Annotated in this window: 9 protein-coding genes; all 9 read right to left on the bottom strand. The window is 54.6% G+C overall.

Going from position 1 to position 13,484, the window contains the following annotated elements; translation table 11 throughout:
* Nucleotides 1-29: 29 nt before the first annotated feature.
* The gene (locus FRY98_RS08545) at nt 30-2,270 is read right to left on the bottom strand and encodes a helix-turn-helix domain-containing protein (protein ID WP_148451351.1); all 2,241 of its coding nucleotides are present in this window, start codon (nt 2,268-2,270) and stop codon (nt 30-32) included.
* Between the two features lie 278 nt (nt 2,271-2,548).
* Complete coding sequence (locus FRY98_RS08540; RefSeq protein WP_148451350.1) at nt 2,549-3,886, bottom strand: McrC family protein; 1,338 nt, start codon at nt 3,884-3,886, stop codon at nt 2,549-2,551.
* Nucleotides 3,887-3,895: 9 nt separating this feature from the next.
* Complete coding sequence (locus FRY98_RS28905) at nt 3,896-4,189, bottom strand: hypothetical protein (RefSeq protein ID WP_225039197.1); 294 nt, start codon at nt 4,187-4,189, stop codon at nt 3,896-3,898.
* Nucleotides 4,190-4,191: 2 nt separating this feature from the next.
* A complete protein-coding gene (locus tag FRY98_RS08535; protein ID WP_225039196.1) occupies nt 4,192-5,811 on the bottom strand; it encodes an AAA family ATPase in 1,620 nt (539 codons plus the stop codon).
* A 384-nt stretch (nt 5,812-6,195) separates the two neighbouring features.
* Nucleotides 6,196-7,008: an alpha/beta hydrolase gene (locus tag FRY98_RS08530; RefSeq protein WP_148451349.1), complete on the bottom strand. Its 813-nt coding sequence runs from the start codon at nt 7,006-7,008 to the stop codon at nt 6,196-6,198.
* Nucleotides 7,009-8,552: 1,544 nt separating this feature from the next.
* A complete protein-coding gene (locus FRY98_RS08525) occupies nt 8,553-9,482 on the bottom strand; it encodes a glycoside hydrolase family 43 protein (RefSeq protein ID WP_318249356.1) in 930 nt (309 codons plus the stop codon).
* Between the two features lie 83 nt (nt 9,483-9,565).
* Nucleotides 9,566-10,705: a GntR family transcriptional regulator gene (locus FRY98_RS08520; RefSeq protein WP_148451348.1), complete on the bottom strand. Its 1,140-nt coding sequence runs from the start codon at nt 10,703-10,705 to the stop codon at nt 9,566-9,568.
* Between the two features lie 175 nt (nt 10,706-10,880).
* Entirely contained in the window at nt 10,881-12,503 is a 1,623-nt protein-coding gene (locus FRY98_RS08515) for an extracellular solute-binding protein (protein WP_148451347.1), read from the bottom strand.
* Between the two features lie 59 nt (nt 12,504-12,562).
* Entirely contained in the window at nt 12,563-13,459 is an 897-nt protein-coding gene (locus FRY98_RS08510) for a carbohydrate ABC transporter permease (RefSeq protein WP_148451346.1), read from the bottom strand.
* Nucleotides 13,460-13,484 lie beyond the last annotated feature (25 nt).

The following is a 13,484-nucleotide window of genomic DNA, read 5'->3' as shown; positions in this document are numbered from 1 at the left end:
AGCCTGCCTGCACGTTAAAATGATCGGTCTCATTCCCGGGTCAGCGTAAACCGCTTTACCCTGCGGTAATCGCCCGGGGTCATGCCCACAATTCGTTTGAACACTCTCCCGAAGGTGATCGAATTGGCATAGCCCACCTTCCGGGCGATTTCCTGCAGCGGATCTTCCGTTGCCAACAACAGCTTTTCCGCTTCTTTCATGCGCAGTTCCATCAGAAAATCGACGAATTTCATATCGAATTCCGTTTTGAACAAATAGCTGGCGTATTTTCCGGAGACTTGGAAACGATCGCTGAGATGTTTGAGCGACAAATCGGGATTCGTAAAATTCTCCTCAATGTATTGTTTCATTTCGCACACCAGCGCACGGTAGCTTTTGGTTTCGCTGACCGATACATAGGTCCGGAACACATCCGTGAGATCCCCGAACAGCAGCGCCTTCAATTCGCCGATGGACTCGGCTTCCTTCAGTGCCTGCTGGCGCTTCGCGGCTTTCTCCCCGGCGAATTCCCGCTGCAGTTCATCCGACATTACGGCCACTTCCCTGCCGAGCATCTGCAGGAGCGCCTGAATCAACGAGCGGATATCGTCATCCTTCATAAAATCGGACTGGAAGGAGTCGAAAATCTCCTCAAGCCGAAGCCGCCAATTCCCGCTGGACATCCGAAATTCCCGCACAAAGTCGGCGATCATCTGCATATACTTGTACGTCTCGATCAGATCGGTCCGGGCGCTCTCCCCGCCCGTCATAATGATGCTTTCGCCCATAAGAAGCTTGTGCTGAAGCGCGGCCTCCGCCGCTCTGTACGAATCCCGTATCTCTTCCGGGCCGTCGGCCATCGAGCCAATGCCGAAGCTCAGGGAGATGCGCAAATGCTTCTCCACCCACTGCCGGCAGTCGTCGGCGACGATCCGCATCTTCTCCCGCATCTCGGCATCGCTGGCGGTCGCCAGAAAAATAATGGCCGCCCGGTTCGTGGTTACCCATTCCGCCCAGCCTTGCAGCTCCGCGTTTCGCGCGAGATCCTGATACACATTCATGAGCGCGAATTTTAAAGTGTTCTGGTCCCTTTTCGAATAGGTGTTCTGGAAAACGGCGTCATACCGGTTAATCTCCGCGATCACCACCGAAAATTTTGCCTTCTCGGGAATCCCGGAGAGCGGACCGAGCTCCTCCATTCTTTGAAGAATGCCGTCCATCCGTCCTCCCTGAAGAATATCCATGAACAACCGGCTCCGCTGCAGGAGCAGATTTTCCTTGTGCTGCTTTTCATAATCCAGCGTATGGTTGATCAGATTCTCCAGGGTGTTCTCGATCAGCTTCATTTCGTCCCGGATGAATCCGCTTTCAGCATTGCGGATCTGCAGCGATTCGATGCGGTTCATCATCACTTGAATCGGCTTGTAATTTCTCCGGGTAATATAGATGATGTAAACGACCGCGCCCGTTACCGTAATCAGCCCGAGAATGACCCAGATGTACGAGATCACGGATACCCAGCCGAACAGATTGCCATCCTTGATACCGCTTACAAATGTCCAGTCCAATGTCTCCGAATGGATCGTGTTGAGGACTTTGCCTTCCCCCCGGCTTTCACCTTTTGCATGCGCGTTGTAAATCGTGTTGCCCTGCCGGTCCCGGATTTCCACAAAGGAAATCTGACCGTCCACCATTTCGTCCACGATCCGTTCGATCCCGCTCAGTTTGACATTGATAAAAAGAATGCCCTGAGAACCGAAAGGAAGCGGCATCCGCTTGTACATGGAAATAACGCGAACGGGCGTCTTGTCAAACATGTCCTTGTATTCCCGGACCGGCATCCAGCCCTGCTCCTGCCGCTCGGACAAAACCTTTTCCACCCACGCCTTATCCGCGAAGGTCTGCAAATCGTTCAGTCCATTCTGGGTAAGAATGCTCCGATCCGCTTGGCGGTACAGATAGATCGACTTAATAAAATCGGGATTGTCGGACAGCTTGCGAAGGCTGGCTGCAACCGCATACATCGAAGCGGTATCGCCGACCTCTCTGTTGAAGTATTCCTTGTAGCCGGGGTTGCTTTCCACTTCTTTCAAAACGCCCATCTCAATTTCCTTTAGAGTCCGCTGCAGGCTTTCAACGAGATAGTTGTTTGTGATCCGGTCCGCCTTCTTGGTCTCCGCGCGGGAGATTTCATTCACGAACAGAAAGGCGATAAAAATCAAAATCGTTACGGTAATCAGGAAAATAGGAAAGTAAGATAAGAGGAGACGACGATACCAAGTGCGAGACAACAGCTTCACTCCCTTATGATTCGTCTTGATTCATGGAAGAGGCTATAATGCGCGCCGATCAGTGGCCGACATGGGTCAGCCTATCAAGCAGGAGCTTTTAGTTAAGCTAAAATACCACGTCCTTTGAGGTTAGTCAAGATTGAGGGAAGGCCCCGATCCGAAGCCAAATCGCGAAACGGCGCCGCTATCGGGCTGGGAATCAAGAAAATCCGGTTGCTGAATGCAGAACCGGATTCCCATATATTTCTATTCTTTTCATGAACCAACTTTACTTTCCGTTAGGTTAAAACCAGGTGCCGCAGCTCTTCAGCCAACTCGCTCACGCAGTCCGTACGCAAACCCAAATCCAAAAACACAACCCTGACCTCCACACCGTCCCCGCTGTCGTAAACGATAGGCGGCTCAAGCTCCGAGACACGCGGGACTCCGGGATACAAAAGATAGACCCTGCCCGCTCCGTATTTTTTTCCGTAGGCATAGGCCTGATACATATCCGCTTGTGAAATGCCGTAATCCTTGACTTGGGAAAGGATTTTCCACTTCGTATCGAGCACGGCGACCCCGGCGGGCCCTTGCGCCACGATGTCCGGTTTCAGTTGAAACCTCGCCGGAGTTTGAAAAAGACGGTGGGTTCGGTCCTGGGTCTTGACCCTGATATCGGGATGGGAAAGTCTTTTTTTAAGCTGCTTGGCCACGTAACGTTCATATATTTTTTCCATCGGAAACAGTAGAGCGTAGGCTTTATTTTCGCCTTTAAACGGCGTAAAGCTCAGCCCGGACAAGAACAAGCGGCACCACTCCAGCAGCGTCCGGTATTCCTGTGTCGTTCGATCCAGGGATATGCCCGCCCAGTCCTTCTCCGGCTGTTCGGATATCTCGACCTGATCGAAGGCGGCCGATAGGATATGGAGATCCTTTCGATTTCCAGGGCTGCGGCTCATCTTCTTCAACAACTCGATCGTGGTTTTGACCAGCCGGTTTTCCGGCCGATCGACGTTGAATTCATCGAATTCGATATAGAAGCGCTCCTTGTGGGCGGCATTATGCTTGATATGCTCGGCGAATCGGAGCTTCCCTTTATAAAACGTTTCGTTGTCCCGATGCTCCCGGTAATCCGATTTCAATCCGCGCTTCACCAGGATTACCGCCTCGTCGATAAACATCCGGATAAACAAGTCAAGAATGTGGTTCTTTCCTGCGTCGAGATCCGTATGGCGGAACACCTTGCCCGGTATATCGCCGATCGTTTTTAACATGTGAAGAAATATTCGCTTGGTTTCCAGCATCGAAATTTCTACATTTCCGGTGTACACCTTAGGCAAAATTTCGATCCGGGTCCCCTCCGCCATGGCGATGACACCAACGTAGTTTTTGGCGCTGATGATTTTACCGATTCCTTTCCTGCTTGCCACGGTCATCAGCTCCAGAGCCTCGGTCCCCTTCCCGTCTGCCCGGTTTTCCAAAATAAAACGCTCAAGCCGGTCAAATACGGACTCGTCTATGCATTGGTAGCCATAAGCCGCTCCCGCCGGATTTCGGCACAAGGTTCCGTACTCCTTCAGCGTAATGTCGGCGCCCTTTCGATTCTTATGGGGTAGATTCGCCCTCGCATTCATGGGAACAACCTATTCCTGACCGCTGGAGCCGTAAATTTTCCGGTAAGCGCCGATTTGCCGAAACGCATGGGGATTTATTCGGTAAGTCACGCTATCCTCCAGATCGGTCTCACTCAGATCGCCGAACAGCTCGGCCATGTTGACGGGGCTCACATGAATAAACTGTTCTGTTACCGGCTTGTTGTTGTCCCCCAGCACCAGGCGTATCTTCTCATAATCATCGTAGAAGTATTCCTGAAGCAGCGGAATGATCGTATGCTCAAACAAATGCCCCAGTTTTTCCAAGGTGGAGTCGCTGTTCAAGCCTAAAAGTACGCATGTCCGATCATATGCTCCCGGTCATATAAGGCCTCGATGCGTCTGTTCATCGTATCCAGCATCCGGCTCAGGTCCAGCCGTTCTCCGTCGATCACTACGGAGGCCAGACACCCCTGGTCAGGCATCATTTCGGCAAAAGAGAACCGCCGCCGCAGCGCCGTATCCAAGCGGGCGATCGAACGATCCGCCGTGTTCATGGTCGCCAGCAGGTAGACGTTACCGGGCACTCCGAAAATTTTTTGCGAGTACGGGAGTTTAAGCCTTAATTCCTCCGCCATCCCGATTCTTTTCGTCGGCTCGATCAAGGTAATCAACTCGCCGAAAATTTTGGAAATATTTCCCCGGTTAATCTCATCGATTATAAAGACATAGTTATCGGTGTTCTGCCGGATCACGGAAGGAAGCTGCCCTTTCTTATGCTTCTGCAAAATCGCCATAACATCAGCCAGCGTAATCCGGTTCAAGCGATAAACGGAACCCAGCGTCATCACCGTGTTTCCGTTTAATTCCATTATGTTCTCCCTGACATCCTTGACCAGCCAGTTTACCTTCCGGGAACGCTTGTAATCCTCCATCTCCTCCAACCATTCGTAATCCCCGGTAACCACGCCAATCGCATCGATCGTCTCCTCGTCGTGCAGAACCAGAACGATATCCCCCGCCCGCATCTCCGTCATAAACCGGGCAAGAATCATCTTGCCGCCATGCCTGCTATAGTCCGTTTCTTCGTTGACCGTTTCACCGTAAGAGTCCCATCCGATGCGGATTCTTCCATGGTCGAAGCAATCCCGTTTGACGGGGTTCTCTTTGGAGCCGCCCAGGGATACCTTCCATACGGTCGGATCTTTCCGGATTCCGTAATCATTGCTGGACATGACGATAGGCTCCTGAGCCGCTTCACAAAAACGTTTAAACACGCCGGGGGTAATTTCGTAAGCCACGTCCCCGGTTTCCGCGGACCCGCCGTCTTCTTGGGACAGCATTTTCGGTTTGATGCCTTCGATAAATTCCTCGTAACCGTAGGATTGATGGAATGTTGTAAACTCAATCTGCCCTTTAGCCTTGTAGGCCTCGTACCTCTGCTTGATTTGCCGATAGCCGTCCGACTCCGATTCCTGCAGAACGGCGGACAGCGGCTTATTTTCGATCATCGCCACCGAATAAAGAACCGTATGGTAGGTTTTCCCCGTTCCCGGAGGACCGTAGAGGATGATATTTTTATCAAGTAACGGCTCCGCTCCCGAGTACTTTATCGCGATCGCTGGATCACCGTTTTCTGAGATAGTCCCGTTTTCCTGCTCCCGCAGAAACGCTTCATATAAAGCAAGACCATATTGAAAAGCCTGGTTTCCCGCCTTTTTATTGACTTCGGCAAAATTCTCCGCCCGCTCCATCATCATTCGCATGCTCCGGAACCGATCCGCATCGGCGATCTCGAACACATCGACGGTCTCCAGCTCGAGGCCCGTTAATCTGGGCGGAGCCGTCGTCAGGGCGGAGACATAAGATATCACCGTATTTTCGGAGTACGCCTGCCCGTTGTCCCGCTTCTTTCGTCTTAACCAATCGGTGTATTCTTTTTTGCGCCATTTGGCTTGTTCGTTCATTCCGATTCACCTTTCGCCAGCAAGTCATAACCAACGTTAGCATGTTTCGACACCAACTCCGGTTCTTCCTGCCCTATGACCCGGGAACCGACGGAAGTTCCGTCGTCTGCCGTGGTAGCAAAATGCTAAACTTCATAAGAACCGCAAAAACCGCCAGGGGAAATTTACCTGACGGTTTGAGGGTTTGAGGACTTTAGGAACTTAGGAACTGATAGACTTAGAGACTCAGAGACTTAGAGACTGAGGGACTGGGGACTGGGGACTGGAGGACTGCCGGACTGCTGGACTGCTGGACTGCCGGACTGCTGGACTGCTGGACTGAGGGAATGTGAAACTAAGAGGCTGAGAACCTTAACTCTTCCGTTTTGACGCTCTTCAACCAACTCAATATTCGAATTCAAACTGCTGTCCGAGCCATTCCAGACAAAGCGGAAACCAAGTGGCCAAATGCGGATCCGAGCTGCCTACCTCCGTGGTACACATCGACATTCCATGCCGGCCCTTATGATAGATGTGGCTCTCAAACGGCACGCGGGCGCGCTGCAGGGCGGCGGCGAATTGCATGGAATTCTCCACCGGCACAGTAGCATCTTCAACGGTATGCCACAAAAAAGCCGGCGGCGTGGAAGAGTTCACATGTTGTTCGAGCGAAAACACCGCCTCTCTTTCCTCTTCACTCAGCCCGCAGCTCAAACGCTCGATCGACCCGCGGTGCGCAAATTCGCCCGCCGTAAGGACCGGGTAACACAGCACCATGGCGTCCGGCCGGCCTTGGCCGCTTTGAAGATCGGTCCGCTGTTTCAGCTTGGGATGGTCCCACAACGTCCCCGCAGCCGCCGCGACATACCCCCCGGCCGAAAATCCGCAGACCGCGATTTTATCGGGAAGAATGCCCCAAGCGGCCGCATTTTCCCGGATGGTTTGAATCGCGAGAGAAATATCCACCAACGGCCGCAAATCGTCCGCTTCATCCCGTATGGAATAATACAGGGTAAAGACATGATATCCTTTCGCAAAAAATGCCGTCGCCGGCGGATCCGCTTCCCGAGGAGACAGGATCTCAAAACCGCCGCCGGGACAGACCACGACGCAAGGACGCTCGACGCGGTTCCCCATGCTTTCCTTCTCGATGTCATGCAAATATCCGACCAATCTGGCCCGGCTGTCGGGATTCGGACTCAATTCTACGATTTTCATATATCGATATCCCCTTCGCTAAGTTATTTGCTTCTATTATACTCTAACAAAAGGAAATATCAGGATAGTTTCCTGAATTCATAGAATAGAACCTCCATACTTGAAGCCGCGGACCTTATTCCCCATCCGGGTATGGCTCACGAGCCGCAAGCCACATGTACGCGCAATGCTGGATCCGGCAGATAGGGGGCGAATTATCCTTCAGCGTATCCTTTACTCGGCCAGTGGAACTGCGCCCGCACATTTCGCTTTCGGTGAAATCCTCCACGGCGCGCCGATATTCGGCGAAAGACTGGCCCACGCAGGTCCCGGCATCGGCCACGGCAAACGCAGCTCCAATCGTTACGCGAAGACGGGACGGTTTACACGACGCGAGGGCAGGAGCGATTGCGTGACGCGAGGGCACGGCTGACTGCGCGTTGCGAGGGCGAGAGCGACTGTGTGAGGCGAGGGCGAGAGCGACTGTGTGAGGCGAGGGCGGGAAAGACTGTGCGATGCGAGGGGGGACCCACTGCGTGAACACGAAGGCAGGACAGACTGCGCAATGCGAGGGCGGGACCGATCGCGTGACGCGAGGACATGGCTGACTCGGGACGCAAGGGCGTGAGCGACTTTGTGAGGGGAGGGGGGGACCTCGTGCGATCTGCGGGATCGTGGCCAGCCGGAGTCGCGCTAACGGAAATCATAGCCGCTAAATCGAACATTTGGAGCAATTTGGGATTCTAACGGACATAATAGCGTCTATTTCGCCAAAACCGGGGCATTCGAGCGGTAAATGAGCAAAATAGGCGCTATGGCTTCCGTTAGAATTCTCAAAAGGCGAGAATGTGCGAAATAGCAGCTATTATGTCCGTTAGCGTCCAGCGTCCAGCGTCTAGCATCTAGCGCCTAGCGCCTAGCGTTTTACACCATACGGATGGGCCGCGGTCGGTGTGAGTGCGATGGACCCAGTACGCGGGCACGGACCCAGGTACGCGAGTATGAGATTCGCTACGGTACGTAACTCCGTGAGCGATAGTTAACAGCGATACTTAACTGACTGCTCGTAGCGTAACCTCGTGCGATCTGCGGGATCGTGGCCAGCCGGTTGCGCTAACGAAAATCATAGCCGCTAAATCGAACATTTGGAGCAAATTGAGATTCTAACGGACGTAATAGCGCCTATTTTAGCAAAATGGGGGCATTCGAGCGGTAAATGAGCAAAATAGGCGCTATGGCTTCCGTTAGAATTCTTAAAAGGCGAGAATGTGCGAAATAGCAGCTATTATGTCCGTTAGCGTCCAGCGCCCAGCTCCTAGCGTCCAGCGTCCAGCGCCCAGCTCCTAGCTCCTAGCGTCCAGCGTCCAGCGTCCAGCGCCCAGCTCCTAGCTCCTAGCGTCCAGCTCCTAGCGCCTAGCGTCTAGCGCCCAGCTCCCACCGTCTAGCGCCCAGCGTCTAGCGCTAACGGATCGGCCGCGGTACGCAAGTTCGCGCCCCCCGGCTACGGGACGTATGACCGCGCCCGGCCGCGATCTGCGAGATCCGGGCCCCGCTGCTGCCTGCGACTAAAGCCGCCCCAATCTTCTCGGCCCGACTCCCTCGAAGGTCAGCCGGACCGGCCGGATTCTTCCCGCTTCGTCGAATTCCATTCTCTCGATGCATACCACGCGGTGGTTGGCCGCCGTTTCGCCCAAGGGACGCCGATGGTAGACGATATACCACTCATCCGTTCCGGGGATATTGAGATAGCCGTGATGGCCCGCGCCGGTGGCGACGTCCGGATCCTGGAACAAAATCTTCTCGATCCGCTCGAAGGGACTGAGCGGGGATGCGGCGATCGCGTAGGCGACGGAGTAGTCCGGGCCGCCCCAACCGCCCTCCGACCAGGAGAAATAATACAGGCCGCCCCTTTTGAACATGCAGGGGCCTTCCACATAACCCTCCGGCGTGACCTCCTTGAAGACTTCGCCGTCTTCGTGCGCCGCCAGGCTGATCAAATCGGCCCCCAGCTTGACGACGTTGCAATGGCCCCAGCCGCCATAATACAAGTAAGGGGTACCGTCATCATCCACAAAAATATGCGGATCGATCGGCTGCGCCCCGTGCACGAACCGGTCGACCAGCGGCCGGCCGAGCGGATCCCGGAACGGGCCCTCCGGCCGGTCGGAGACCGCCACGCCGATGCCGCCATGTTCGCGGTCGCTTTGAATATCGTTCGCCGCGAAATATAAAAAATACTGACCGCGATGCTCGATGGGCGAAGGAGCCCATACCGCCCGACGCGCCCACGGGACGCCGGAAGAATCCAGGACCCGGCCGGCCTTGTGCCAGGTCACCAGATCGTCGGAGTAGAAAGCGTCAAAAAAAGTCTGCTCCTCATACACCGCCGAATACGTGGGATAGATCCAGTACCGGCTTCCGAAAACCCGCGCTTCGGGATCCGCATACCACCCCGGAAATAACGGGTTGCCTGATTGAACGGGATTGTTCATCATCGTAAAATCTCCCCTCTCCCCAACATGCCCTAACCTAAAACCTAAAAACCTAAAAATCTAAAATCACGCAAATGTCCCGCGCTTTATTCCGCAAGCTGTCTCGCCCCCTCCGCCTCAAGCCGGCGGTCCGTCCCGGCAGCCGACTCCCGGCGGACGAGCTTGACGGGGACCGTAATCTTGTCCCGGCAAACGGCCGCCTGTTCCAGCCAGGACACGACCATTTCGGCGGCCCTGCGGCCGATTTCGTAAAAGTTCTGCTCCACCGTCGTGAGCGGCACCGCCACATGCTCCGCCAGCGCATGGTTATCGTAGCCGATGATCGACAGATCCTGCGGCACCCGCAGCCCCGCGTCCAGGCAGCTGTTGAGCAGGCTGGCCGCGACCAGGTCGTTCTCCGTTTGCACGGCCGTTACCCCTTCGATTATGTACAGTTGCAGCAGTTCCTCAAAAAAACGTTCCCGCCCCCGCTCCTCGATCATCACCCGCGCGTCCAGATGCACAAAGCGGCTGTCGACGGAGATCCCCCCGTCTTTCAGCGCCTGACAGTAGCCGAAATAGCGGTCAAGCACCGAGGAGGTCGACTCGATGGATACGCTGGACAGAAAACCGATGCGGCGGTGGCCGAGCGCGATCAGATGCGAGACCGCCTGATAGGTTCCGTCAAAATTATCCGAGACCACACTGCCGATCGAGAGGCTTTCAAAGCTCTTGTCGATCGTCACAAGCGGATAATCCTCCAGAGCGAGCTTATGAAGGACATCGAAATGGCTGGGCGTCCGCGGATAATAGATGATCGCCGAAACCCCGCGGCGCGGCAGTTCTTCGAGAAGCTTGCGCTCTTTGCTGTTGTCGTAATTGCTCTGGTGCACGCTCAAAAAATACCCGTGCCGGTTTAACCAATCGGAGGCCCCGCGGATATACCCCATCGCCCCGCGATCATCTTCCTCCGGCAGAATCAAAGACACCATCTTTCCGACCCGGTCACCCTGCTGTTCGGCATGAAGACGGCTGAGCGGCTTGACGAAGCTCCCGCTTCCTTGGATCCGATAGATGTAGCCCAGCTTCTCCAGCTCTTCCAGCGCCCGCCGGCTCGTCACCCGGCTGACTCCGAACCGCTCGGTCAACTCGGCTTCCGTCGGCAGTTGCTCATCCGGCTTGTACTCGCCCGAGGCGATTTTCGCCTTCATTTCCTCTACGATTTTACTGTACAGCGTTCCTCTCATCGTCCTTCTCCGTTCTATTTCCCATGATTAACCTGCTATTGCTCATTTTAACATATGTTGCAAACCGGGTTGGACCCCCGAAATGAACCTTCGGGAGCCGCCCGATCGCTTATCTACTTCACGGATTGCTAGGATTGCCGGCACTCAAACTGACTCTTCCTGTTTTCCAGGTAATCTACTTCACGGATTGGTATCGCTCATATTGGCTCTTCTTGATTTCCAGATATTTTTGCGCGCCCATCCGGTCCAGTGTGCCGACGTAGTTGTCCCAATCCGTTTCCAAACTGGCTTTGCCCGTGATGAACTTAACCCGCATCTCCGTGATGTACTTGTTGATATCGGTTAAAATCGCGCTCTGCTCCTTGCTCTCCTCCGGTGTCGGAACGAAGGACGGCCAGATTTCCTCCGGCAGGAACTTCTCCAGCTCCGCAGAGTTCGTTTTGAAATCCTCGTCGACCGTCTTGCCCTTGGCGGCGGAGCGAAGATCCGCCGGCGGCTCGACGTAAGGGTAATATCCGCCGTAGACGTTATCCACGTACTGGAAAGCCCCGAGTTGCTGTCCGCCCTCGTATTTTTGGATCTCGTCAATGTAGGCCGGCTTGCCGTCCACCATATTGTAGGTTTCGCCCTCGATTCCGAAGAAACCGAACATCGAGCCTTCTTCCCCGTAAAAATAATCCACCCATTTGATCGTCTCTTCCGGGTGCGGATTCGCCTTGGTGATCGTGAAGGACGACGTACCGCGCGTCATCGGGTCCATCCAGCTCACCACCTGATCGCCGCCCGGCCCCGCCAGCACATTGATGCCGACAAAGTTTTTCGGGCCGGCGGTTCCGATATAAGCCGGATCGCCCCAAGAGAAGGCGCCCACTTTGTCGTTCGCCGCGTCGCTCACCCATTTGGCGTACTCGTATTCGGAGTAGTTGAGCAGCGGCAGCGTGCCGTCCTCATAGAGCTGCCGCAAATAGTGCAGCACATCCTTATACTTCGGGTCGTTGAAGATCAGCTTTATCTCCCCGTCTTGATCTTTGTAAATCCAGTTTTCCGCCGCCTTTAGGCCGCCGTTCCCCAGGCCGAAGCTGCCGAACAGCTGGCGTTCGAACATACTGTTGATCGTGCCGGAAGGCATGATCCAGCCCATCTCGTCGTTCGGGTCTCCGTTACCGTTCGCATCCTTTTCCTTAAACGCCAGCAGCACTTCCCTCAGCTCGTCGGTCGTTTTGGGCAGTTCCAGACCGAGGCGGTCCAGCCAGGTTTGGTTGATATAGAGCCGGATGGACCGGTAAGGCAGCGCGCTGTCGATATAGGGCAGCGAATAAATATGCCCGTCCGGCATCGTCAGCGTTTTTTTCACTTCGGGATAGTCCTGAAACAGCTTCTTCAAATTGGGGGCATGCTGTTCGATCAGATCTTCCAGCGGCACGAAAATCCCCTGCTCCCCGTACCGGATGAGTTCGTCATTGCTGAAACCGAGCTGGTAGAACGCGTCGGGCAAATTGTTGGAGCCGAGGATTACGTTTTTCCGTTCGCTGACGCTGGCGCCGGGAATTTCCTCCCATTCGATGCGGATCCCGGTCTTCTCCTCGTACTTTTTCCACATCCACAGATCCTTGGACGGGGGGCGGACATCGTTGTAGCTGATGCGCGTAAATTTCAGCGTCACGGGTCCGTCCGTCTGCCCTTTTCCCCCCCGGTTGCCGGCCGTTTGTCCACCGCCACCGCCACCGCCGCTGCAGCCCGCCAAGCCGGTCGTAACGGTCAACAGAAAAGCCAGCAGCACCAAGAGCTTCCTTGTCATGATTCATCCCCTCTTTCTCATGTTCGTTTCGTCGATGTATATCAACCCCGGCTGTTGATTCAGCCTTTTATGGCACCGACCAGAATCCCCTTCTCAAAAAATTTCGAAAGCAGCGGATACAACACCAGCAGCGGAAGTGACGAGACAACGACCACGGCATATTTGATCCCCTCCTGCACCATCATCCGGTCCGCATACCCGTCGTCGATGGCGATCGCGGTCATCTGCTGAAAGTCGTTCTGAATCAGAATTTCCCGCAGAATGAGCTGAAGCGGATACAGTTCACGGTCCGAGAGGTAAATCATGGCGTCAAAGTAGGAATTCCAGTGACCCACCCCGTAGAACAGCAGCATTACGGCAAGGATCGGCGTCGACAGCGGCAGGACGATCTTGTACAACAGCCGATAATCGCTGCAGCCGTCCACATACGCGCTCTCTTCGAGCTCGACGGGAACTTGCGTTTGAAAAAAAGTCCGCATAATGATCAGGTTATAGGCGCTGATCGCTCCCGGCAGAATGAGTGCCCACATCGTGTTCACGATGCCGAGGGATTGATTGACCAGGTAGCCGGGAATCAGGCCGCCGCTAAAAAACATCGTAAATGTGAACAGAAACGTGAAGACGTTTTTTCCAAAAAATCTCCGCCGCGACAGCGGATAGGCCCCCAACACCGTCATGGTGACATTGATCAAGGTACCCGTCACCGTGTAGAGCAAGGTGTTACCGTAACTGCGCCAGATGTCCTGATTCTCGAAAATCTTCGCGTAGCTTTCCAGATGAAAGCCCTGCGGCCAGAACAGCAGCGGATGCACATAGATCTGGCGGGGGTCCGACACCGAAGCGAACAGCACGAACACCAGCGGATAAAAGATGAGGAACGTCAGAAACAGGACCAGCGTGAAATTGACCGCATCGAACACTTTTTCGCCCGCCGTCCTTTGGATACGGAGATTCATCTACACAACCCTCCCGATCTCGCGC

The sequence above is a fragment of the Paenibacillus faecis genome (assembly GCF_008084145.1).
Lineage (GTDB): Bacteria > Bacillota > Bacilli > Paenibacillales > Paenibacillaceae > Fontibacillus > Fontibacillus faecis.
This window is presented reverse-complemented; position numbering and strand designations above follow the sequence as displayed.

What these genes read in the sequence shown, in the direction of transcription:
- FRY98_RS08540 (WP_148451350.1), bottom strand. Translation starts at nt 3,886, where the DNA reads ATGAATGCGAGGGCGAATCTACCCCATAAGAATCGAAAGGGCGCCGAC.
- FRY98_RS08535 (WP_225039196.1), bottom strand. Translation starts at nt 5,811, where the DNA reads ATGAACGAACAAGCCAAATGGCGCAAAAAAGAATACACCGATTGGTTA.
- FRY98_RS08530 (WP_148451349.1), bottom strand. Translation starts at nt 7,008, where the DNA reads ATGAAAATCGTAGAATTGAGTCCGAATCCCGACAGCCGGGCCAGATTG.
- FRY98_RS08525 (WP_318249356.1), bottom strand. Translation starts at nt 9,482, where the DNA reads ATGATGAACAATCCCGTTCAATCAGGCAACCCGTTATTTCCGGGGTGG.
- FRY98_RS08520 (WP_148451348.1), bottom strand. Translation starts at nt 10,705, where the DNA reads ATGAGAGGAACGCTGTACAGTAAAATCGTAGAGGAAATGAAGGCGAAA.
- FRY98_RS08515 (WP_148451347.1), bottom strand. Translation starts at nt 12,503, where the DNA reads ATGACAAGGAAGCTCTTGGTGCTGCTGGCTTTTCTGTTGACCGTTACG.
- FRY98_RS08510 (WP_148451346.1), bottom strand. Translation starts at nt 13,459, where the DNA reads ATGAATCTCCGTATCCAAAGGACGGCGGGCGAAAAAGTGTTCGATGCG.